The sequence below is a fragment of the Reinekea marinisedimentorum genome, from assembly GCF_004341165.1.
In the GTDB taxonomy this organism is placed as follows: Bacteria; Pseudomonadota; Gammaproteobacteria; order Pseudomonadales; family Natronospirillaceae; genus Reinekea; species Reinekea marinisedimentorum.
The window spans coordinates 273,602-295,665 of record NZ_SLZR01000001.1 but is presented as its reverse complement, the minus strand read 5'-3'; the positions used below and the strand labels follow the sequence as shown (position 1 = coordinate 295,665).

At 53.3% G+C, this 22,064-nt stretch carries 16 protein-coding genes; 9 read left to right on the top strand and 7 right to left on the bottom strand.

Annotated features, from left to right (window positions below):
- Positions 1-77: 77 nt before the first annotated feature.
- Positions 78-668, top strand: a complete 591-nt coding sequence (locus BCF53_RS01450) for a TMEM165/GDT1 family protein (protein ID WP_132699132.1) — start codon at positions 78-80, stop codon at positions 666-668.
- Here the strand turns inward: BCF53_RS01450 and BCF53_RS01445 are convergent.
- The 5 genes from BCF53_RS01445 to BCF53_RS01425 all read right to left on the bottom strand — a co-directional run bounded on the left by BCF53_RS01445 (position 665) and on the right by BCF53_RS01425 (position 6,093).
- Entirely contained in the window at positions 665-1,822 is a 1,158-nt protein-coding gene (locus tag BCF53_RS01445) for a cytochrome-c peroxidase (protein ID WP_243645746.1), read from the bottom strand. The genes BCF53_RS01450 and BCF53_RS01445 overlap by 4 nt on opposite strands.
- A 275-nt stretch (positions 1,823-2,097) precedes the next feature.
- On the bottom strand, positions 2,098-2,682 hold the full coding sequence (locus BCF53_RS01440; protein WP_132699130.1) for an REP-associated tyrosine transposase: 585 nt from the start codon (positions 2,680-2,682) through the stop codon (positions 2,098-2,100).
- 173 nt (positions 2,683-2,855) lie between these two features.
- Complete coding sequence (locus BCF53_RS01435) at positions 2,856-3,719, bottom strand: YicC/YloC family endoribonuclease (protein ID WP_132699128.1); 864 nt, start codon at positions 3,717-3,719, stop codon at positions 2,856-2,858.
- 93 nt (positions 3,720-3,812) lie between these two features.
- Positions 3,813-4,529, bottom strand: a complete 717-nt coding sequence (rph, locus tag BCF53_RS01430) for a ribonuclease PH (protein WP_132699126.1) — start codon at positions 4,527-4,529, stop codon at positions 3,813-3,815.
- 34 nt (positions 4,530-4,563) lie between these two features.
- A complete protein-coding gene (locus BCF53_RS01425; RefSeq protein ID WP_132699124.1) occupies positions 4,564-6,093 on the bottom strand; it encodes a hypothetical protein in 1,530 nt (509 codons plus the stop codon).
- 116 nt (positions 6,094-6,209) lie between these two features.
- On the opposite strand from BCF53_RS01425, the gene BCF53_RS01420 reads away from it, so the two are divergent.
- The 8 genes from BCF53_RS01420 (at position 6,210) to BCF53_RS01385 (ending at position 18,704) form a co-directional block, all read left to right on the top strand.
- Positions 6,210-8,255: a M3 family metallopeptidase gene (locus tag BCF53_RS01420; RefSeq protein WP_132699122.1), complete on the top strand. Its 2,046-nt coding sequence runs from the start codon at positions 6,210-6,212 to the stop codon at positions 8,253-8,255.
- A 398-nt stretch (positions 8,256-8,653) separates the two neighbouring features.
- Positions 8,654-9,892, top strand: a complete 1,239-nt coding sequence (locus tag BCF53_RS01415; protein ID WP_132699120.1) for an AGE family epimerase/isomerase — start codon at positions 8,654-8,656, stop codon at positions 9,890-9,892.
- Positions 9,893-9,920: 28 nt separating this feature from the next.
- Positions 9,921-12,377 carry a glycoside hydrolase family 94 protein gene (locus tag BCF53_RS01410; RefSeq protein ID WP_132699118.1) on the top strand — a complete coding sequence of 819 codons (2,457 nt, stop codon included), beginning with the start codon at positions 9,921-9,923 and terminating at the stop codon, positions 12,375-12,377.
- Positions 12,378-12,639: 262 nt separating this feature from the next.
- Positions 12,640-13,650, top strand: coding sequence for a LacI family DNA-binding transcriptional regulator (locus tag BCF53_RS01405; protein WP_132699116.1), 1,011 nt, complete (start codon positions 12,640-12,642; stop codon positions 13,648-13,650).
- Between the two features lie 301 nt (positions 13,651-13,951).
- Complete coding sequence (locus BCF53_RS01400; protein ID WP_132699114.1) at positions 13,952-15,160, top strand: extracellular solute-binding protein; 1,209 nt, start codon at positions 13,952-13,954, stop codon at positions 15,158-15,160.
- 156 nt (positions 15,161-15,316) lie between these two features.
- Entirely contained in the window at positions 15,317-16,315 is a 999-nt protein-coding gene (locus tag BCF53_RS01395) for a carbohydrate ABC transporter permease (protein WP_132699112.1), read from the top strand.
- 1 nt (position 16,316) lies between these two features.
- Positions 16,317-17,171, top strand: coding sequence for a carbohydrate ABC transporter permease (locus BCF53_RS01390; protein WP_132699110.1), 855 nt, complete (start codon positions 16,317-16,319; stop codon positions 17,169-17,171).
- Positions 17,172-17,369: 198 nt separating this feature from the next.
- Positions 17,370-18,704, top strand: a complete 1,335-nt coding sequence (locus BCF53_RS01385; protein ID WP_207902613.1) for a GH1 family beta-glucosidase — start codon at positions 17,370-17,372, stop codon at positions 18,702-18,704.
- Between the two features lie 355 nt (positions 18,705-19,059).
- Here BCF53_RS01385 and BCF53_RS01380 read toward each other — a convergent pair whose 3' ends face one another.
- Together BCF53_RS01380 and BCF53_RS01375 are read right to left on the bottom strand one after the other, a co-directional pair.
- Entirely contained in the window at positions 19,060-20,583 is a 1,524-nt protein-coding gene (locus tag BCF53_RS01380; RefSeq protein WP_132699108.1) for a hypothetical protein, read from the bottom strand.
- Positions 20,570-22,012 (bottom strand): rhomboid family intramembrane serine protease, encoded by a 1,443-nt coding sequence (locus BCF53_RS01375; protein ID WP_132699107.1) that lies wholly within the window; start codon positions 22,010-22,012, stop codon positions 20,570-20,572. Before BCF53_RS01375 ends, BCF53_RS01380 begins: the two co-directional genes overlap by 14 nt.
- Positions 22,013-22,064: the final 52 nt, after the last annotated feature.

Below are 22,064 nucleotides of genomic sequence, written 5' to 3'. Positions count from 1 at the left end.
AATTTAGTTTGATAATCAAACATAGTCAATGATAAATTGCGCGCCTCCTATAAAAAATCGAGCCTTAATGAGCCGCCATGGACTACTTATCAGAGTTTTTCTCCGCGTTTTTGTTGCCGTTGGGAACCATCTTCCTGGCTGAAATCGGCGATAAAAGCCAGCTGGTGTGCATGACACTTGCCGCCTGCCATCGCGCCCGACCGGTCTTCGTTGGTGCATTTCTGGCCTTCGCCATTCTTAATGTGCTGGCGGTCAGTATTGGCGCCAGTCTGGCTGCGGTCATTCCCGGCGACTGGCTGACGATTGGCGCCGCCTTACTGTTTTTAGTGTTTGGTGTACTGGCGCTGCGTAATACGGAGGAAGAGGAAGCCGAAGAGGGCGAATGCCAGAAGCCCAGTCACCACCTGATCATCACCACCTTCCTGATGATTTTTCTGGCCGAACTTGGCGATAAAACGCAAATTGCGGTGGTCACACTGGCCACGGCTCATCCGCCGATGGTTATCTGGCTGGCTGCCACACTGGCGCTGGGTGCAACTGCCTTTTTAGGCGTGTTCATCGGCCGGAAGTTCATGGCCCGTATTAACATTGGGCTGCTGCATAAAATCAGTGGTGTCTTCTTTATCGTGCTCAGCGTTCTCATGGCTTCCAGCCTGTTGAATGCCTAACGTTCTGCTTCCAGCAGATATTCATAGCGCTGGTCGGTCAGGGTTTTCAGGAAGGCCACCAGTGCATCGACCTCTTTATCGGTCAGCGCCGGTGCATTGAACTCCTCATCTTCCAGCGCCAGGTTGCGGTTGACCTCCGGGGACCGCCACGGCTCGCCGGTTTCCGGGTTGAGTTTCCGCGTGCTGTTGTTGAACTTATCGTAGAACAGCACCACCGTGCGTAAATCGCTGAAAATTCCGTTGTGCATGTATGGCCCGGTGACCGCAACATTGCGCAGTGTTGGCACCTTAAACTTCCCGGCCTGATTTTTATCATCAATCCTCGGGTGAGCGAGAAGACCGGGGTCGATATAGTCTGCACCCAGGCCATTCGCGGCACGCACCGCTTCATTCACCGGCACACCCAAATTGTGATACTCATAATTGCTGAAGGTTTCACCCTGGCTGCCAGCAAAGGGCTTCAATTGATGACAGCCATTGCAGTTGGTGAACTGCTGCGAAAAGAACAGCGCCTCGCCCAGCGATTCCTGCTGGGTTAACTCCGCCTCACCCTGCAGGTAGCGGTCGTATTTGGAGTCAAAGGGCGAGAAAAACTCGGTTTTTTCAAAGTCTGCAATGCTTTCGGTCATCGCGCTGTAGGCCGCATCGACGTCATCGAAAACAGCATCACCGTATATCGCGGTAAAGCGCTCAACATAAAGAGCATTTTCCTGCAGACGGGAAACGACAGAGGCTTTATCGGGCATCGCCATTTCCAGCTCGTTCAGCGGCGGGCCACCAGCCTGACCGGCCAGATCGCGTTCACGGCCATCCAGAAACTGCCCACCACGGAATTCACCGGCATCGTTACGGGTAATCACAGGGATAAAGCTTGAATAGGCCGCCGTTGGCGCGTTGCGGTCGCCAAACGAATGACCATCGTCACCGAGCGACACCATACCGTCCAGCTGATTAAAGCGATTATCAATAAAGGCGTGCGCCGGGTTATGGCAGGTGGCGCAGGATTGGCTGCGGTTTTTCGACAGATTGACATCGAAGAACAGCAGCTGGCCCAGTTCGGCGCTGGCGTTCAAGGCGACAGTGTCATCAGCAGAGACCAGCGCAAGCGAGGAACATAACATCAGGGTAAGCGACGTGACAGCGTTGTTGAACAAAGGACCTCCGGGGTGAAAGTTCACGCCTAAAACTGAGCAGTGGCATTTATTGGCTCAGACCTGGACGTATTTGATAATTATTCACATTTGGAAATATTTTTCATCTACTTGTTCTGTGGGGGGAGGGCGAGGCAGCCGCAAATTATGGCATTCAGGTCGGTGGATTTGCGGGCGAGACGCCCGCGGTCCAGAGGAGGCAAGCTATTGGTAAGTGCGCACTCTATTCAATGCTGGCACCGGAACGCGGGCGTCTCGCCTGCAAAAACCCAACCTGCTCAGCGATGCCCAGACTTACAGTCTGCTTTCTCCCAAGGCAGCTTAAAGCCATGAATACTGGAGTAACACCAATCTTCCGCGCACCCCACCAAGCCTGCCTGCACCGGATTATTATGAATGTACTCAACAGACCGGTTAAAGTGCTGCTCATCCCGAATATAACGATCCCAATAGTCTGGCATCCACACACTTCGCCCAGAGGTTTTATCCTGCTGGTTCAGCATGTGTGCCGTATAACTCTTCCAGCGTTGCACAATGGCATCGAGTGACTGCCCCTGATACGGATGAATCAGCAAATGAACATGATTTGGCATGATGACATAGGCAATCAAATCGTAACTTTTACCTGCAGAATACCGCCAAGAATCCAATACAGTTTGAGCGTGTTGATCTTTTGCCAGTAGACAAAATCCGTAACCGGCATCCAGATACACCTCTAACTGACGTTTACGCTTGTTGCTGTCTGTTATCAGATGCAGGGATTTAACCGCGGCTGTCGGTAGTGAATCTGCCAGTCGGTAGGTGATGAATTGGTAGTGTGCATGGTCGATGTGCGGTAAATAGCCGCGACTTCTCGCTTCCATTTGAAGGGCGTCCTTTCAACAGCGGCACCCGCTTTCCGTGCGGGCCGATTGATGTATAGGTATCAATCTTATGCGGGCGAGACGCCCGCGGTCCAGAGGAGGCAAGCTACTGGCGAGTGAGCACTCAATTAAAAAATGGCACTGGGGAACGCGGGCGTCTCGCCCGCTATACCTTATTCAATATTCTGGATCTGCTCCCGCATCTGCTCAATCAGCACCTTTAGCTGCACAGCATTGCGGGTAATGCTCTCTTTGGTTGCTTTAGAACCCAGCGTGTTGGCTTCGCGATTGAACTCCTGCATCAGGAAGTCGAGCTTACGGCCCACGGCACCTTTCTGCTTCAGAATGGAACGACACTCTTTAACGTGGCCGTCGAGGCGGTCGAGTTCTTCGGCGACATCCGCTTTTTGCGCCAGCAGTACCACTTCCTGTTCCAGTCGGTCGGCATCCATCTCAACACCCAGGTTCTGCGCCTTTTCGCGCAGGTTATCGCGGAAGGTCTGAACCCATTCCGGTACTTCGGCGCGAATAGCCTCTACGATGGCGGTGATATCCACCAGGCGCTCTTCAATGGCTTCGGCCAGCACAGCGCCTTCACGCTCTCGACCGGCAAGGAAGTCATCCAGTGCGGCGTTGAAAAGCTGGGTCATTTCCTGCTGAACCTGCTCGGCATCGATTTCGCTGTCGATCAAGATACCCGGGTATTGCAGCAACTGAATCAGATTAACCGGGGCCGAGTTGTTAACCGAGCCTTCCAGCTTGTTGAGTGCGCCGGTCACGGCCTTCAGCCGGCTTTCGTCGATATCCAGCGCCTGCTCGCCACTGGCGGAATAAAATTTGGCATTCACTTCCAGCTTGCCGCGTTTAACGCGCTTTTTAAGCAGTTCGCGCAGCTTCATTTCTATCGGCCGAAGTGTTTCCGGCATACGGAAGGTGGGCTCCAGATAGCGCTGGTTCACTGATTTAATTTCAACCGAAAGTGTGCCGAAATCGTAGCTTTGCTCTTTGCGGGCAAAGGCGGTCATGCTGTAAGTCATAGTGGTATCCTGTTTTCATTCCGGGTAGCGCATTGAACAGACTAGCCGCGGCACCTGGGCCTGCGGCCAATCTGCAGCTGAGTTTCGCCTGCCTTACTGAGCCAGGGCCTGCTGCTGAATGTCGCACAGTTCGCGCACACCTTTCTCGGCCAGCGCCAACATGGCCGTCAGTTGATCCGGCGCGAACGGTTCACCTTCGGCGGTGCCCTGAATTTCCACAAAGCCGCCGGTGCCGGTCATGATCACGTTGAGGTCGGTTTCGGCGGTGCTGTCTTCGGCATAGTCCAGATCCAGCACTGGGGTATCGTTCCAGATACCCACAGAAACTGCGGCAATCGGGTGTTTAATTGGGTTTTTCTTCAGGGTGCCTTTTTCCAGCATGCCGGTAATGGCATCGGCCAGCGCCACATAGGCGCCGGTGATGGCCGCGGTGCGGGTGCCACCGTCGGCCTGAATGACATCGCAATCCAGTGTGATGGTGTTTTCACCGAGCAGCTCCATGTTCAGCGCGGCACGCAGCGAACGGCCAATCAGACGTCCAATTTCCACGGTACGGCCGGTTTGCTTGCCACGGGCGGCTTCGCGGTTGTTACGGCTGCCGGTAGCGCGCGGTAACATGCCGTATTCTGCCGTCACCCAACCCTTACCTTCACCCTTCATAAAGCGCGGAACACCACTTTCAACGCTGGCGGTACAGATCACTTTGGTATCACCAAAGCTGACCAATACGGAGCCTTCGGCATGTTTGGTGAAAGATCGTTCAATGGTGATGTCGCGTAGTTGGTCGATTTGACGGCCGCTTGGTCGCATGAGGGCTCCTGATAGAATTTTTTGGAATCCGCGATTATATAGAGCCGCCCTCGTCACCACAAAGCCGAACGTCATCAATGTTGACCCAGCGGTAGCTGTAAGCCGGTAATTCGCGCCACAGACGGATTGGCAGCCAGGGCAGATTCTCGGTGTTCTGCCAATCCAGGCTTTCGGCCAGCTCCCCCTCAACGAAGGTGTAGCGGCTTTCCAGCTGATCGGAGGTTACATCGATAAAGCGTCCGGCTTCGGCCTGCGGCAGCCCGACGGTGGCGTCATATTCCGACAGATTGACGATAACCATCGACATCACGCCCGGGCGGGTCGGATGGCAATGCGCAGCTGCGCGGACGACGCCATCGGCGCCGATCAGGCGAAAGCCCCGTGGCCCCATATTCTGCTGCCAGAGCACCGTCGCCCAGTAATCCGGGTTTGGCCGGTAGCCCGGCAGGTAGCGCAGCAGCGCGTAATCGCCGCCCATTAGGCTCTGACGGATCACCGTTTTATTTCCGCTGCTTGCCGCCGTCGCAAGATGCGAAAGCCACCATAACGAAGCGCCAAAGCGATCGGTCAGTTTGGCTTTACCGCCGCACTGCGCCGGGCCGGTTTCACCCAGCCATTGAACCGAATCCGGGCTGTACTGTTTGAGCCAGCGGCCCACCTTCAGGCTGTGTTTGCGAAATTCCTCCTGCGTTTCCACATCCAGCAGGCCCTCCCAGTTGGCGTTTTCAGTCTTGACACCACAGCGGCTCGACTGCGTCGGGTAGTAATGCCAGGTGAAGATATCCGGATTGGCACCGGCTTCAAGAAAGTCTTTTGAAGAACCGACGATCTGCTTCAGCGGCTCGCCAATGACCGGCCAGAAGGCATTGGCTGGCCCGGCCAGCGGGATGCCCTGTGCATAGGCCAGCGCCTGGGCGTGACGATATTCACCGGCCAGCTGCTCAAAGCCGATTTGATGCTGACGACCAAAGATCACCCAGTGCGCGCCGGGCTCATTACCAAACTCCAGAATGCCGTTATAGCGCTCGGGCAGCCAGCTCAGCAGGCGGTTAAGCTGCTCCGGCTGCCAGTGGTCTTCCCGGCGTACACGCGGCCCGGCGTTGGCGGTGATAAAGGGCTTGGCACCGACGGCCTCGGTAAAGGCCAGAAACTGCTCCAATTGCCCGCGGTTGAGCCGCGGCGACGGCTGTTGCTCATCGCCCGGTTCATACAGCCACAGCTTATCGGCCTCGGTACCGCCCAGGCGCAGCCAATCCGGTTGCAGAATACGGGTCCACTTGATTAGGTCGCCATTGGTTAAATCGAGCGGGCGGGGAGGTGAGTCGGAGTTTTCCCACCACAGTCCGTCGGTGAGCATGGCGGCATCGATGGCAACGCCGAGAAAGTCCTCGCTGACTTCATAGCTATCCGCCAGCCAGCCCAGGGTGACATAGCCCGGCTCGTCGCCGCGACCGGTAAACAGCCAGACAACCAGCACCAGTAGTTCCAGTACCATGGCAATCGGGTGCGTCAGGTGTTTTGAAAACTTTCGTATCATCGGGTGTGAGCAGTAAGTAAAGAGCATGATAATGAGCCGCCAGCGATGAAGTTTTCGTGACAGCCCGCTTGTAGAAGGCCATCACGCCCCTATTATGACTTTAACTTTCGAACGAATTTGCCTGAAAAGCACAAGGAACCGACATGACCGACACCAACCCGCTGTTACAAGATCTGGAACTGCCCCCTTTTGAACAGTTCGCTCCGGAACAAATCGAACCGGCGATCAGCCAGCTCATTGCCGACGGCAAAGCCACCATCGAAAAGGCCCTGGCCAACCCGGCACCGGCCAGCTGGGCAACCGTGATTGAACCCATTGACCAGCAAGCGCGCCTGCTGGATAACGCCTGGGCGGTGTTCGGCCATTTAAACAGCGTAAAAGACTCGCCCGAACTGCGCGAAGCCTACGGCAAAGCACTGGCCATGGTGACCGAGTACGGCACCTGGGTGGGTCAGCACGAAGGTCTGTTCAAGGCCTATCAGGAAATTGAACAGGGCGAAGGCTACAGCGAGCTTTCCACCGCCCAGAAAGAAACCATCCGTCAGACATTACTGGGCTTCCGCCTGAGTGGTATTGATCTGCCAGCAGCTCAAAAAGAACAGTACGCCAAGCTGCAGAACGAGCTGGCGCAACTGAGCCAGAAATTCTCCGAACAGCTGCTCGACGCCACCCAAAGCTGGACTCGCGCCGTCAGCGATGAAGCGGAACTGGCCGGCCTGCCGCAATCCGCGCTCGATACGCTGGCCCAGTACGCCAAACAAAAAGGCAAAGATGGCTGGCTGATTACGCTGGAAATGCCGTCGGTTATTCCGGTGCTTACCTATGCCGATAACCGCGCCCTGCGTGAAGAGGTCTATCGCGCCAACGTCAGCAAAGCCTCCGACCTTGGCCCGGATGCCGGTAAGTTCGATAACGGCCCGGTGATGACCCAAATTCTGGAAAAACGTCAGCAGGTGGCAGAGCTCATCGGCTATAAAAACCATGCCGAGGTTTCGCTGGCCACCAAGATGGCGGAAACCCCGGAAGAGGTTGTTGGCTTCCTGAACGAACTGGCGGAAAAGGCTTATCCACAGGCACAGAATGAATTCGCCGAGCTGGCGGCATTTGCCAAAGAAGAGCTGGGTTTAGACGAGCTGAAACCCTGGGATGTCAGCTACGCCTCCGAAAAACTCAAGCAGAAGACCTACAGCATTTCTCAGGAGCAGCTGCGCCCTTACTTCCCGGCACCCAAAGCCATGGTGGGCCTGTTTGAAACCGCAACCCGCCTGTTCAACATCACCATTGAACCGGCCGAGGAGTTTGAAACCTATCACCCGGATGTTCAGCTGCATAACGTCTACGAAAACGGCAAGCCGATTGCCCGTTTTTATCTCGATTTGTATGCCCGTGAAGGCAAACGCGGCGGTGCCTGGATGGATGACTGCCGGGTGCGGATGTCACTCGATGAAGAGAACACCCAGCTGCCGGTGGCCTACCTGACCTGCAACTTCACACCGCCGGTGGATGGCAAGCCATCACTGCTGACCCACAATGAGCTGACCACGCTGTTCCATGAGTTCGGCCATGGCCTGCACCACATGCTCACGCGCATCAACGTCAAGTCGGTTTCCGGCATTAACGGCGTTGCCTGGGATGCGGTAGAGCTGCCCAGCCAGTTCATGGAAAACTGGTGCTGGCAGGAGGAAGCACTGGCGTTTATCTCCGGCCATGTTGAAACCCGTGAAAAACTGCCGAAAGAACTGCTCGATAAACTGCTGGCGGCGAAAAACTTCCAGAGCGCCATGATGACCGTGCGCCAGCTGGAGTTCTCGCTGTTCGATATGACCCTGCACATGAAAACCGAAGGCTTCAGCGCCAACGATATTCAGCAGGTGCTCGACGATGTGCGCGCGAGGGTAGCCGTGGTGCCGGCCATTAAAGAGAACAAGTTCCAGAACGGCTTTGGCCACATCTTCTCCGGTGGCTACGCAGCGGGCTACTATAGCTACAAGTGGGCCGAAGTACTCAGCGCCGATGCCTTCAGCCGGTTCGAGGAAGAGGGCATCTTCAATGAACAGGCCGGCGCGGACTTCCGCAACATCATTCTCGCCAAGGGCGGCAGTGAGCCGGCGGCGGATCTGTTCAAAGCCTTCCGTGGCCGCGAACCGAGTGTTGAGCCACTGCTGCGTCACAACGGCATCGCAGCTTAATTCCACCTTATTACGCGCCCGGGCATCACCGGGCGCCGCTTTCGCTGCCGGGGTGCCTTCGGCCAGCCGGCAATACCCTCAGTTTTCACCCTGTTAGCGCTGAAGAACTCAGCACTATACCCTGACCAATGGACACCTTCATCAGCCTGCCGGTGCCTCTGCAGAATAAAACAACAAAAAGAAACCTGTAACCGTTTACAATTGCCGCAACTTACGGCTAAACTCCATTCCATGCAGTAATAATTCAGGGCCCAACAACTCTAACTTTAAACGCCTTGTTTTGTTCGAAAACCTTTATTTTCGGGGCTTTGAAGGCATAGACCGGTGATCAAAATACCGGCAAACGAAGCAGACCAAGCGCTTAACCGAAAACCAAACACAACCAATACGAGTGCAACATGCCAGCAACCCATACGCACCTGATGGCTGAAATTGCAGTAAAAGCTGAAAATCAGGTAACAAAGCAAATTCTGCCCTTCTGGGACCGCGCGGTCATTCACCCGGAAGGTGGTCTCTATGGTGCTGTTGCTGTCACTGGTGAAGCGGATACAGCAGCGGAGCAGGGTATTCTGCTGTACGCCCGGACACTCTGGAGCTATGCCACCGCCGCAATCAATCTGCAAAGCGACAGCTGCCTGGCGACAGCTCACAGGCTGTATCAGGCACTCACTCATTATTTCATGGATGCACAGAATGGCGGCGTTTACTGGACGATCGATGCCAGCCACCAGCCGGTCGATACCGACAAGTATCTGCTGGCGCACAGCTACAGCCTGTTTGCACTGGCAAAGTATGTTGAGGCCAGTGGCAATCAAGCCGCGCTGCAAGCCGCCTTTGAACTGGAAGGGCTGATTCAACAACATTTTCTGCGTGAAGACGGGACTTACTGCGGCCATCTGGGCGCAGACTTTCAACCGGCACCGGATAGCGACGAAGAAAATTTAACGGCAACCTGTAACCAGTTACATACACTGGAAGCGCTGACCCAGCTGTACAGTGCCAGCCCGACAGCATCGGTCAAACAACGCATTGAAGCCATACTGGACATCTTTACCGTGAAAATCGTCCGCCATCAGGGCCATCTGCCACTGCTGTTTAACCGTCAGTGGCAACCACTGCCAGCGGAGACCTCCATCGGCCATAACCTGGAAGCCCCATGGTTGTGTTGCCTGGCGTGCATGGTTATTGACGATGAGGCGCGTCTGGCTCAGTTTCAGCCGCACCTGCTGCGCTTAATTGATGTCAGCCTGAGCCGTGGCGTGCACAGCTCGGGCAACATACTGTTTGGTCTGGACGAGAACGGCCAGGCACCGGATGTTCTGTTCTGGTGGCCACAGACCGAAGCACTTTGCGCACTCTACTGTGCGGCCGAGCTTACTGGCGAGACTGGCTATACTGAGCAGCTTGCCAAGCTGTGGCAGAACATTGAAAACCACTGGGTCGATGCCGAGCACGGTGAATGGTATTCCCAGCTGAACCTGAACCTGGAGCCGGTGCTCTCGGAAGGTAAGGCCGGCCCGTGGCGCTCCATCTATCACATTGTTCGCGCCTGCAGCCTGCTCAGCGGCGGCTTTGCGGCAGTCGCAAACGTAAATAATAAAAATCAGCGTCATCAACGAAACAGCAACGATGATTAAATTTCAGGCTAAAAACGAGGCTTTACCTATGTCGAAACCAACAGAAGATCAACAATACGGCTACTTTGATGACGCTGCGAAAGAGTACGTTATCACGACACCCAAAACGCCTTATCCGTGGATCAACTACCTGGGCGATACTGCATTCTTTTCGCTTATTTCCAACACCGCCGGCGGCTACAGCTTTTACAAAGACGCCAAGTTCCGTCGCCTGACCCGCTACCGCTACAACAATGTACCGGTCGATACCGGCGGCCGTTATTTCTATATCGTTGATGGTGATACGGCCTGGTCGCCCGCTTGGAAGCCGCTGAAAACCGAGTTGGATAGCTACGAGTGCCGCCACGGCATGGGCTACACACGCGTCAGCGGTACCAAAAATGACGTCACCAGCTCCGTGCTGTTCTTCGTACCTCAGGGTGAAAATCTGGAAGTTCAGCAGATGACCCTGACCAACAACGGCACTGAAACCAAGAAGCTGAAGCTGTTCAGCTTTGTGGAGTGGTGCCTGTGGAACGCTGAAGATGACATGACCAACTTTCAGCGCAATTTCTCGACCGGTCAGGTTGAGGTGAAAGACTCGGTCATCTACCACAAAACCGAGTACCGCGAGCGCCGCGATCACTTCGCCTACTATTCGGTTAACACCGACATTCAGGGCTTTGATACCTGCCGCGATGCCTTCCTGGGCGATTACAACGGTTTCGATACACCGCAGACCGTAGCCACCGGCCAGCCGAACAACTCGATTGCGCATGGCTGGTCACCGGTCGGTTCGCATTACATTGAAGTGGAACTGGCACCGGGCGAATCCCGCGACCTGGTATTTACGCTCGGCTATGTAGAAATGCCGCAGGATGAAAAGTGGGAATCCAAAGCCGTTATCAACAAAACCAAGGCACTGGCCGCCATTGAGCGCTTCGACTCGGCCGAAAAGGTCCAGGCCGCCTTCAAAAAGCTGAACAACTACTGGGATGAACTGCTCAGCAAGTACATTGTCAGCTCGGACGATGAACGCCTGAACCGGGGCGTGAACATCTGGAACCAATACCAGAATATGGTCACCTTCAACATGTCGCGTTCGGCCTCGTTCTTTGAATCCGGCATTGGCCGTGGCATGGGCTTCCGCGATTCCAACCAGGATTTGATCGGCTTTGTCCATCTGGTGCCGGAGCGTGCCCGCGAGCGCATCATTGATATCGCCTCCACCCAGTTTGAAGATGGCTCGGCCTATCACCAGTATCAGCCGTTAACCAAGCGCGGCAACGCAGCGGTGGGCGGCAACTTCAACGACGACCCGATGTGGCTGGTACAGTCGGTGACGGTGTACATTAAAGAGACCGGCGACTTCTCCATTCTGGAAGAGCAGGTGCCGTACGATAACGATGCAAGCAAAGCCACCAGCCTGTTTGAGCACCTAACCCGCTCGTTCAACTTCATCACCAATAATCTGGGCGAGCACGGCCTGCCATTAATTGGCCGCGCCGACTGGAACGACTGCCTGAACCTGAACTGCTTTTCCATGGAGCCGAACGAAAGCTTCCAGACTACGGAAAACAAAGAGGGGGGCCGCGCCGAGTCCGTCATGATTGCCGGTCAGTTTGTGCTGTTCGGCAACGACTATATCGAGCTGTGTGAACAGCTGGGCAAAACGGCTGAAGCCGAACGCGCCCGGGGCCATGTTGAAAAGATGGTCGCCGCCATTAAAGAACACGCCTGGGATGGTGAATGGTTCCTGCGCGCCTACGATGCCTTTGGCAAAAAGGTGGGCACCAACGAAGCCGATGAGGCAAAAATCTTTATCGAATCACAGGGTTTCTGCACCATGGCCGGCATTGGCCTGGATGACGGCAAGCTGCAGCAGTCATTGGATTCGGTTAACAAGTACCTGGCCTGCGACTACGGCATTGTGCTGAACTACCCGGCCTTTACCGAATACAAAGTCGAGTACGGCGAGATTTCAACTTATCCACAGGGTTACAAAGAAAACGGCGGCATCTTCTGTCACAACAACCCATGGATCATGATTGGCGAAACCGTCGCTAAAAACGGCGACCGCGCCTTTGAGTACTACACCAAGATTGCGCCGGCCTATCAGGACGATAAGGTTAAGCTGCACAAAACCGAGCCTTATGTGTACGCACAGATGATTGCCGGTAAAGAAGCCGCCACGCCCGGCCAGGCCAAGAACAGCTGGCTGACCGGCACCGCAGCCTGGAACTACGTTGCGATCACCCAGTACATTCTGGGCATTAAACCGCACTACAACGGCCTGCAGATTGCGCCGTGCATTCCGCGCGAGTGGAAAGAGTATTCGGTGAAGCGGGTATTCCGGGGTGTTACCTACAACATCACCATCAAGAATCCGGAACAACGCAGCACTGCGGTTGCCTGGATTACCGTGGGCGGCATTCGCATAGAGGGCAACATTTTGCCTCTGTTTGAGGCCGGCACCGAGCACGATGTACTGGTCACGCTGGGCTAAGCGCAATGCCAAAGGCAACGGCTGCCGGGGCAACCCCGCAGCCGTTTTTTATGCCTGGCAATCCAGTTCCTGCCCGTGCCACACCCTTCCTCCGCTTCTGTTGTCTGTAACATGTTTCAGCTGTGTTACAATCTGGGCCGTTAATTCCTGCCAGCAAAGCGCCTAACAAGCTGATTTTCTGGTTTAAAAGTGGAACTTGACTGGATTATCCAACTGTAACCGTTTACAGTCATTTTAATAGCCTATTAATAAGAGAAGTTTCATGGCCACTATTCGCGAAGTATCGAAATTCGCTAACGTTTCTGTCGCAACCGTCAGCCGAGTGATCAACGGCAATAAATGGGTATCGGATGCCACCCGCGATAAAGTACTCGCCGCCATGAAAGAACTGGGCTACAAGCCCAACTCCTTTGCCCGCTCTCTGGCAACCAACAAATCGCACACCATCGGTATGGTCATTGGTGACCTGTCCGGTCCGTTCTTCGGCAAGCTGATGAACGAAGCCGAGCAGGAGATCCGCAATGCCGGCAAACACCTGATTATTACCAGCGGCCACGATACCGTTGAAAGCGAACGCGATGCCATCGACTTTCTGCTGCAACGGCGCGTTGATGCGCTGATCCTGCACCTGGATGTTCTGCCCGATCAGGACATCATCGACATTGCCGATAACAGCGGCGTACCACTGATTCTGGTAAATCGCCTGGTGCCCGAGCTGATCAATTCCAGCATCTCACTGGATAACGAGCTGGGCGGCTACCTGGCCGTGAAACACCTGACAGATCTGGGCCACACCCAGATAGCCACCATCACCGGGCCGCTGTACAAAGCCGATGCCAGGGCGCGTTTATCCGGTTATCGTCGGGCACTGGAAGAGGCCGGTATTGCCTACGATGAGCGGCTGGTTGTGGAGTCTGATTTTCAGGAAGAGGGCGGTATCGCGCCGGTTGAGCGGCTGTACCGCAGAAAGGTTAAGTTCTCGGCGTTGTTCATACAGAACGACCACATGGCGTTCGGTGCCATGAACACCCTGAAAGGCCGTGGCGTGAATATTCCTGAGGAAGTCAGCATCGTCGGATACGATGATATGGTCATGGCACGCTATGTAGAACCGGCACTGACCACCGTTGCCGTGCCGGTTGCCGAGTTCGGCAAGCTGTCTGCGCAAATGGCCCTGAAGCTTTCTGCCAACGAACCGGCCGACGTACAAAACCTGCGCTTTGTACCGGAATTAGTCGTGCGCAGTTCAACCGCCCCTTACCGCAAAAAATAGACCCGGCTCTAAAAAACACAACTCTGTGCGTCAACCTGTGTAACCGATTACAGAATTAACCTTCTATTCAGCTTATCATCTTATTCTATTACGTGAATATTGAGCGTTTTTTGGCCAATATTTTTGACTGAAAGGGCGATTACCAGCCATTCCGGGCAATTTAGCCCTAAAACCGGTTGACACTCAGAGGCAAGGCTCCTAATCTACCTGTAAACGGTTACAGGGCGGTTTCAGCCTTAACCGGGCAGCGTGAAGTAAGACCTTAAATTCAGTTATAAAAACAAAAAAATTGGAGAATATTATGAAAGCGCACTTAAAGGCCGGCATTACTGCATTGAGCCTGATCACTGCAACTGCCTTCGCAGCAGACATCCGCATTGATGGCTTCCCTGACTACGACACCCAAATCAACGCTATTAAAGACGGCCTGTCACAGCACAACGTCACCATGCTGAAGAACAACCACGGCGACCACCACAACAAACTGAAAACGAACCTGGCAACCGGCACCGGTGCAGGCGACGTTGTATTAATTGATGTGGGTTTTGTCGGCTCTTTCGTGAACGCCGGTGGCTTTGTTGATTTAACCAAATTCTATAAAGATATGGCCGGCGATTACGCCAGCTATGCAGTCGCGGCCGGCAAAGGCAACGACGGCGCGCAATATGCAGTTCCGGTCGATCTTGGCCCGGGCGTTATGTACTACCGCCGCGATTACATGGAAGACATGGGCTTCGATTTAGACGAAGTCATGACGGACTGGGATACCTATATTGACTACGGCCGCAAGCTGAAAGAAAAAGGCATTCTGCTGATCGGCGATGCCGGCGCACTGGCCAATGCTTATTACCGCTTTAACACCAAAGAGGGCGAAGGCTTGTACTTCGATGCCGACGGTAAATCGCTGGTCACTTCCGAGCGCTTTGTCCGCGCCTTCGAAATTGCCAAAGAAGTTCGCGATGGCGGCATGGACGGTCAGATCAGTGAATGGACTGAAGACTGGTATTCCGGTTTCCGTGATGGCAAGTTCGCCACGCAGATGTCTGGTGCCTGGCTGCTTGGCCACCTGAAAAATTGGATTGCACCGGATACCGCAGGCTTGTGGGGTGTAAGCAACCTGCCAGCCGGTACCTATGGCTCCTGGGGCGGCTCTTATCTGGCCATTCCAAAGCAGGCTAAAAACCCTGAAGCTTCCTGGGATTTAATCGAGTACATGATCTCTGAAGACATTCAGCTGGCCGGCTTCAAAAACATCGCGGCCTTCCCTGCACACACCGGCACTTACAATGACGCTTCATTTGAAGAGCCGATCGAATTCCTGCGCGGCCAGAAAGCCCGCATGCTGTTTGCAGAAATCGTTGATAACGTAGCGCCGGTCACACCGATGAAGGGCGACCTAATCGCCGAAGACCTGATAAACCAGGCGCTGGAAAAAGTTCTTAACGACGGTGAAGACATTAAGAAAGCACTAAACGATGTTGAAAAACAACTGAAGCGTCGCGTTCGTTAATTACTCAACACTCAGTAAAAAGGCCGCAAACTGTGGCCTGTAAATTCCAGAAAATATTATAAAAATACTTAATAGCCCGCTTAGCGGCGGGCTATATAAGACAGCTACACCCAAAAACTTTTCAAACTCTTAAAATTGATGTGAAAGAGAACTGTTATGAACAGTGAAACTGTAATCTCCCAAGCTCCAGTGAGCGCTCCAGCCCAAAAGGCTGAACAGCGTAATCACTTTAAAGAGAAATTCACGCCCTACGGCTTCCTTATGCCTTACTTCATTATCTATGGAGTGTTCGGTATTTTTCCTGTGTTCTTCATGATTTACCTTTCATTTCACCTCTGGAACCCGGTTGAAGGTCTGGGTTCGATGGAGTTTGTCGGTTTAGAAAACTATGTGCTCGGCTTAACCGATCCAACCCTGTGGCAAACCATGTGGAACACACTGGTCATGGCAATTCTTTCCGGTGTACCTCAGCACCTGTTTGCACTGCCGCTGGCTTACTTTTTGGTGATGCTCGGCTCCAGAGCACGCCATTGGCTGACCACGGCTTATTTTTTACCTTACATCACATCCACCGTTGCCGTTTCAATGATCTTCTATGTGATGTACTCGAAAGATTCCGGCATCTTCAATGCGGTTCTGCTTTACCTTTCCGAAGCCCCGCTAACCGCCTGGATACTCTCCGGCATTAAAGAGTCTCTGCCCTTGGGCTGGGTTCAGGAAAACAGCCTGATCCGCTACTCAGTATCATTTGTGGTGTGGTGGAAATACGTCGGCTTCAATACGGTTATCTATACCGCGGGGCTGGCAACTATCTCTCAGGATTTATACGAAGCCGCGAAGATTGATGGCGCCAATAACTGGCAGCGCTTCCGTCATGTTTCTCTTCCGCTGCTGCAGCCGTTCATCTTCTTCGGCGTTACGCTGACCATCATCGGCAACATGAACCTGTTCGATGAACCCTTTGTACTCACCGTGGGTGGCCAGTTTGCGCAAACCAACGGCAAAACAATTTCCAACTATCTGTATCAGGTTGCCTGGCAGTGGCTCGACATGGGCAGCGCCGCCGCCATCTCCTGGATACTGTTTGTCGTGATTGGCATTTTCACCGCCATCTATTTCTATCTGTTCGGTCGTAAAGGTTTGGGAGGCGAATAAAATGACACAATCACAAGCCACATTTATCGTAAATCTCTATCACAAAGCCGGAAAACTCGTTGTTTATATTTTCCTGGGTCTGTTTGCGTTTATTACAATATTTCCGTTTGTCTGGTCGGCGATTCTTGCAACTCACGACCGAAGCACTATGTTTGCGCGCGGCATCAGCTTTGCACTTGGCGATAAGATTGCGCAGAACTACTCCAATCTGCTGGAGCTGATGGATTTCTGGACCGGCATGCTGAACAGCTTATCGATTTCCGTTATCGGTACGTCCTTTTCGCTCATCTTCTGCTCCATGGCGGGCTATGCTTTAGCAACGTATAAATTCAAAGGCCGCAATGCCATTTTCGGTGTGATGGTTGGCTCCATGATGATTCCGCCCATCCTGACACTGATTCCCTATTACATGGTGATCTCCACCTTGGGCTTGGCGAATACGCACCTGGCGGTTTGGTTACCGTTCACCATCAACCCGTTCGGCATCTTTTTAATTCGCCAGTACGTTGTCGCCTCTGTGCCTAAAGATATTCTGGAAGCATCAAAACTGGACGGTGCCAGCGAATGGCGCACCTACTGGCAAATTGTACTGCCCTTGCTTCGCCCGGGTTTGGCCACGCTGGCGATCGTACAGTTTGTCTTCCTGTGGAATAACTTCCTTAACCCGCTGGTGGTGTTAAACAGCCCGGAAAAAATGGTGATCACGCAAATGCTGCGAGGCGTACAGGGTGTTCCAAATACGCCTTGGGGTGCTGTGATGCTGGGAACCACCATTTCAATTCTGCCGCTGATTGCGATCTATATGACCGCCAGCAAACAGATGATTTCTGGTTTGACCAGTGGTGCTGTTAAGTAAACGCTGGGCGTAAGAGGTGCTTTTTACACGCGCTTTTTACAAAGAAATATTGCAGTCATCAATTAGGCTCCCTGTCATTCCCGCGTAGGCGGGAATCCATTACTAAGTTGGCTGATAACGATGGATACCCGCCTGCGCGGGTATGACGAAGGAGCTGGCTAATTTCTTATTAAACAAAAAAGTAAAAAGGTAGTTGTCGTGAAGTTTGAATTACCCGAAAACAGCAAGATGTTATCACCGGAGTTTACCTTTGGTGTGGCGACCGCAGCCTTTCAGATAGAAGGCGCAAATACCGCCGATGGCCGCTGTGAAAGTATTTGGGATCGTTTCTGCGCAACACCCGGAAAAGTGCTCAATGGCGATGATGGTACCGTCGCCTGCGATCACTATAACCGGCTGGAACAAGACCTCGACCTGATTAAAGAACTCGGCTTCGATGCCTACCGTTTTTCCATTGCCTGGCCCCGCATTGAGCCAAAATCCGGCCAGTGGAACGAGGCCGGTTTTGAATTTTATCAGCGCCTGATCGATGGCCTGATCGAGCGCGGCATTAAACCTTACGCCACACTTTATCACTGGGATTTACCGCAATACCTGCAGGATAAAGGCGGTTGGGTCAACCGCGAAACCGCCTACGCCTTTGCCAGCTACGCAAATAAAGTGACTGCACGCTTCGGCGACAAGGTTGTATCTTATGCCACGTTCAATGAGCCCTGGTGTTCCGCCTTTATGGGCCATCGCTTTGGTGAACATGCGCCCGGCTACAAAGATGACCGGCTGACTTTTCAGGCAGCGCACCACCTGATGCTGGCGCATGGTTTGGCTCTGCCCGCTATGCGAAAAAATGCACCCGGCGCGCAACATGGCATTGTGCTGAATTTTATTTTTGCTTATGCCAATACCGATGCCATCGGCGATTTAAGAGCGGCGCAATTCTGCGATGAAGAGAACAACCATCTATTCCTGGAACCGCTGCTCAATGGCCGTTACCCAGAGCTGGTGTTCGACAAACATCCCGACTGGAAACCGACCATGATGCCGGAAGATTTAAGCATCATTAATGCACCGATAGATTTCATTGGCGTTAATTATTATTCGCGCTCGGTCGTCCGTGAAAGCACCAGCAAGGACTATGAAAACGTACCTCAGGATGCACCAAAAACCGACATCGGCTGGGAGATTTATCCAAAAGCCTTTACCGATTTACTGGTCACCTACAGCAAGCGCTATGCAAACATGCCTGCTATTTTCATTACCGAAAATGGCGCGGCCGATAACACACCCTGTGAAAACGGGTTGGTGAATGACAGCATGCGTACCAACTATTATGCCGACCACCTGGTTGCACTGAACAACGCCATAGAAGCCGGCGTCAATGTCAAAGGCTACTTCGCCTGGAGCCTGATGGACAACTTCGAATGGGCATTCGGCTATGCCCAGCGCTTTGGCATTGTGCATGTTAATTATGAAACCCTTGAGCGTACGATTAAACAATCAGGGCTGGAGTGGCAGAGGTTTTTGATGGGGCGCTAGATGTAAGACGTAAGATGTAAGACGTGAGATGTGAGTGGTCCGCATTTCGGCGTAAGACGTAAAGAAGCTATCAAGGGTCTTTTGAGGCTGCTTCGACTTTACCGGGAACTTTCCCGGTTTTTTTTGCCCGCTGTATTCGCAATATTAAAATTACTTAAAAGCAGACAATGCAACGATTAAAGGTAAAACAAGAAAGGGTTAAGAGTGGAATCGAGTTCAGCCTCTATCTAAAAAGCAGTGCGCTGAGTGCAAAATTCAATAGATTCAATAGGTAGTTTTTTTGAAGACTTTGAGGCCAGTAAAAATAAGGTTGTGGACATTTTTACTGGCACTCGTAATTCAACAACGGGCCGCGCTAAAGCTTAAAATCAATCGGCGATCTGACCTCTTCCGGTTCTTCTTGCTTCGGCGCTGCTGGAGCTTCCTGCTTAGCTGCGTTGGCCTTTTCTGCTTCTGTCTTTACCGCTTCATCCGGCAGATTGAATACGGCTTTGGTCTGCTGCTCCGGTGCTGGCTCATCAGAACCCGGACGGTTTTGCTTCAGCAATGCAATCAGCTTTTCGCACTTGCCGACCTGCGCCTCCATATCAGGAAGATCATTCAGCGCTTCTTTCATCAGGTAATAAGCGGTTACCAGATTTTCATATTCCGGGTAGCTTTTATGCATACCATTCAGCAGGCGCACAGCCGCCATCGAGTCGCCGGCACTGCGCACTGCACTGGCGACAAAGTAGCGAACATGAGGGTCGCTGGGCTGATAGGTTGGCAGCAGTTTGATAATGCGTTTGTAGTCAGCGCTCAGCAGTGGGTTTTGCGCGGTTTCAATCAGGTGTCGCAGGTATTTATCGGCAAACGGTTTCAATGACGCCCGGCGGCCGGTGCGCACCAGAAAATCAAAGTAGCGCTGCCATAACCGTTTGTTGCCGGGTGTGACGTCCAGTGCGTTCTTCAGAATGTCGTCAACGCGATCGTATTCACCCAATTTTAAGCGCACGTTGGCATGCTGCAACGCAACGTCAGCAGGCTCGGCAGCTTCATCTTCAAACAATTCATCGGCGGAAGAGGCGACGCCGAGTTTGTCCTGATACTGATACAGCATGTAGCCCATCAGATGAAACATAACCACGCTGTAGTAGTTGCCGATACCTATTTGAATGAGGGTAGAAAGCGCGGCCAGATTAGTACCGATCAACTGCTGCAGTACGCCCATAGAGGTGATCATAATCATCAGGAAAATCACCAGCACCGCATAAGGCAGACCGACGGTGGTTATCAGCCGGACAAAGGTAAAGGGGTTGAGCGACTCCAGAATGCTGTCGGTGTAGCCAAAGCACATCAGAATGGCAGGCAGGCCGATCATAACAACAACACTGGCAACCATCGCCAGGCCAGGCCCCAGCGTGGAGCCGATGGCGTAAATACCCAGCCCGATCAACAGAATCATACCCAACAGGCGGAACAGTATCTGAAGCGTGCCGGAAAAGGCCTCGGCTATGGGTGGTGCTTCCATATTGCCTTCAGCCGTTGATTTCAGGCACATGAAGGCATAATTCACCGTGGCACCGGCAACAATCAGATTCAGAATTAGAATAATCAGGCCGGCAAATGGCAGTGACGACAACACCGTTGAGGCGACGGAAAGGCCGACGATAATGCCCAGCGCATTGCTGTTAAGCGGGTAGCGGAAGGCTCGCTCCAGGCGTCGCCAGAAGGGCTCGATATTATCTGCCGTCACATGGTGAACCACATCACCGCCACACAGGAAGCACTTCGGTTCGACCGGAAGGGATTGATCCACACAGCTGTTGCAGAAGTTGATATGGCAGCTCGGGCAGTTGAAGTTCGAAGCGGTCACCGGGTGAAACTTACAGGACTCCATGCTGACCTCCATTGGCAAGCTGCTGACCGATTTCCTGAAACTTCAGGTTGCGTGCGTTGTCTTTCTTATCGGCAAAGCGGGTGGCCAGTTTGGCCGCCAGCAATTTCAATTCGGCCGGTTTAAACTTAACGCTATAGAGGCCATCAAAGATCTGCTCGGCCGCGCTCAAGTCATTCAGGCCGGTGAAGCGAAAGGCCAATTCCAGCTGATCATCTTTACTGAGCAGGGCAGGGGCTTCTTTGGTTTCCAGCCAGACTTTTTTCTGCAGCTCGATTTCGTCCGGCGTCAGCCCGGCCAGGGTCATCAACTCGTGAAAGCTTTGCTTGAAGCCATTGCGTTTACGGATCTTCTGCAGGTTGAAGCGGATATGGGCCAGCTCAAAGTCGAGTCCCTGCTGGTCGATCAGGCTGTTCAGCTGCTTAAGCGCGAAATCGAAACGCAGCGACTCTATCGCCCGGTAAATTTCTGCCAGCGCTTTTTCCCGCGGGCTGACCTTCTGGTCTTCCTCGATGTATGCGTTGTTCAGAACATTTTTGTCGTACAGCAATGTTAATCCCACCAGAATGCCACCGGCGACAAAGCCACCGGCGTGCGCCATAAAGGCGACGTTGGAATCGACCGCTGTGTAGTAAGAGTAAATTTCTTTGCCGATGTAAAACGGCAGAATCAACAGCGCCGGTGCGCGGAAGTAACCGACGAAGAAAAAGATCCAATAGAAAAACTCGATCTTTTTAAGCCGGAACACCGCCAGGTACATGGCCATAACTCCGGAGATGGCACCGGATGCCCCCACCAGCGGCACATCGCTGCCCAGCGTAGTCACCACCTGAGCCAACCCGGCGACCACGCCTCCGATCAGGTAAAAACACAGGAAGCGGAAGTGGCCAAGTGCGGCCTCTACGGCGAAACCGAAAATCACCAGAAACAGCAGGTTACCGAAGATATGCATGACGCCACCGTGCAGAAACTGGTGCGTGATCAGCGTTACCGGCGAGACCTCCGTAGATCGCAAACCATAGGCGTAGGCGCTACGCGAGTTGAAGGTATCCTGCAGCGCGGTACGGCGGGTTTTCCAGCTGTCGTAATCGCTGCGGGTCATTTCCGTACGCGCAGCGCGCAAGGCGTGTTTGTAATAGCCGGTATCGGAAAACATGTACTGTGCCACCGGCCAGTAATATTCCTGTTCATAGAGGCGTTTTAAATCGCGCAGCTCATCGTACTGCTTCTCGCGCTTCAGGTAATCTTCGAAAAGCGGCCATTCCTGCTCCATCAGGCCTTCATTGATGAAGGGGTTAACGGCGGCGGTGACCTTGCCGAAATCCTGAGATTGATAAAAGATAAAAACGGCGATGTTGGTGAGAACTATAATCAGCAGAACAACGGGGGCATGCTTCCAGTCGAGTTGCTTTTCCGTGGGTACGATCAGCATTCAGCGTCCTTAAAAATGCAGAGGTTCAGTAGTCGGAGCGGTTTGTGAAAAA

Bases quoted from the DNA above. Each gene is read 5' to 3' on its own strand.
- BCF53_RS01450 (WP_132699132.1), top strand. From the start codon at position 78: ATGGACTACTTATCAGAGTTTTTCTCCGCGTTTTTGTTGCCGTTGGGA.
- BCF53_RS01380 (WP_132699108.1), bottom strand. From the start codon at position 20,583: ATGGAGTCCTGTAAGTTTCACCCGGTGACCGCTTCGAACTTCAACTGC.
- BCF53_RS01435 (WP_132699128.1), bottom strand. From the start codon at position 3,719: ATGACTTACAGCATGACCGCCTTTGCCCGCAAAGAGCAAAGCTACGAT.
- BCF53_RS01390 (WP_132699110.1), top strand. From the start codon at position 16,317: ATGACACAATCACAAGCCACATTTATCGTAAATCTCTATCACAAAGCC.
- BCF53_RS01420 (WP_132699122.1), top strand. From the start codon at position 6,210: ATGACCGACACCAACCCGCTGTTACAAGATCTGGAACTGCCCCCTTTT.
- BCF53_RS01395 (WP_132699112.1), top strand. From the start codon at position 15,317: ATGAACAGTGAAACTGTAATCTCCCAAGCTCCAGTGAGCGCTCCAGCC.
- rph (WP_132699126.1), bottom strand. From the start codon at position 4,529: ATGCGACCAAGCGGCCGTCAAATCGACCAACTACGCGACATCACCATT.
- BCF53_RS01425 (WP_132699124.1), bottom strand. From the start codon at position 6,093: ATGCTCTTTACTTACTGCTCACACCCGATGATACGAAAGTTTTCAAAA.
- BCF53_RS01400 (WP_132699114.1), top strand. From the start codon at position 13,952: ATGAAAGCGCACTTAAAGGCCGGCATTACTGCATTGAGCCTGATCACT.
- BCF53_RS01410 (WP_132699118.1), top strand. From the start codon at position 9,921: ATGTCGAAACCAACAGAAGATCAACAATACGGCTACTTTGATGACGCT.
- BCF53_RS01415 (WP_132699120.1), top strand. From the start codon at position 8,654: ATGCCAGCAACCCATACGCACCTGATGGCTGAAATTGCAGTAAAAGCT.
- BCF53_RS01405 (WP_132699116.1), top strand. From the start codon at position 12,640: ATGGCCACTATTCGCGAAGTATCGAAATTCGCTAACGTTTCTGTCGCA.
- BCF53_RS01375 (WP_132699107.1), bottom strand. From the start codon at position 22,012: ATGCTGATCGTACCCACGGAAAAGCAACTCGACTGGAAGCATGCCCCC.
- BCF53_RS01440 (WP_132699130.1), bottom strand. From the start codon at position 2,682: ATGGAAGCGAGAAGTCGCGGCTATTTACCGCACATCGACCATGCACAC.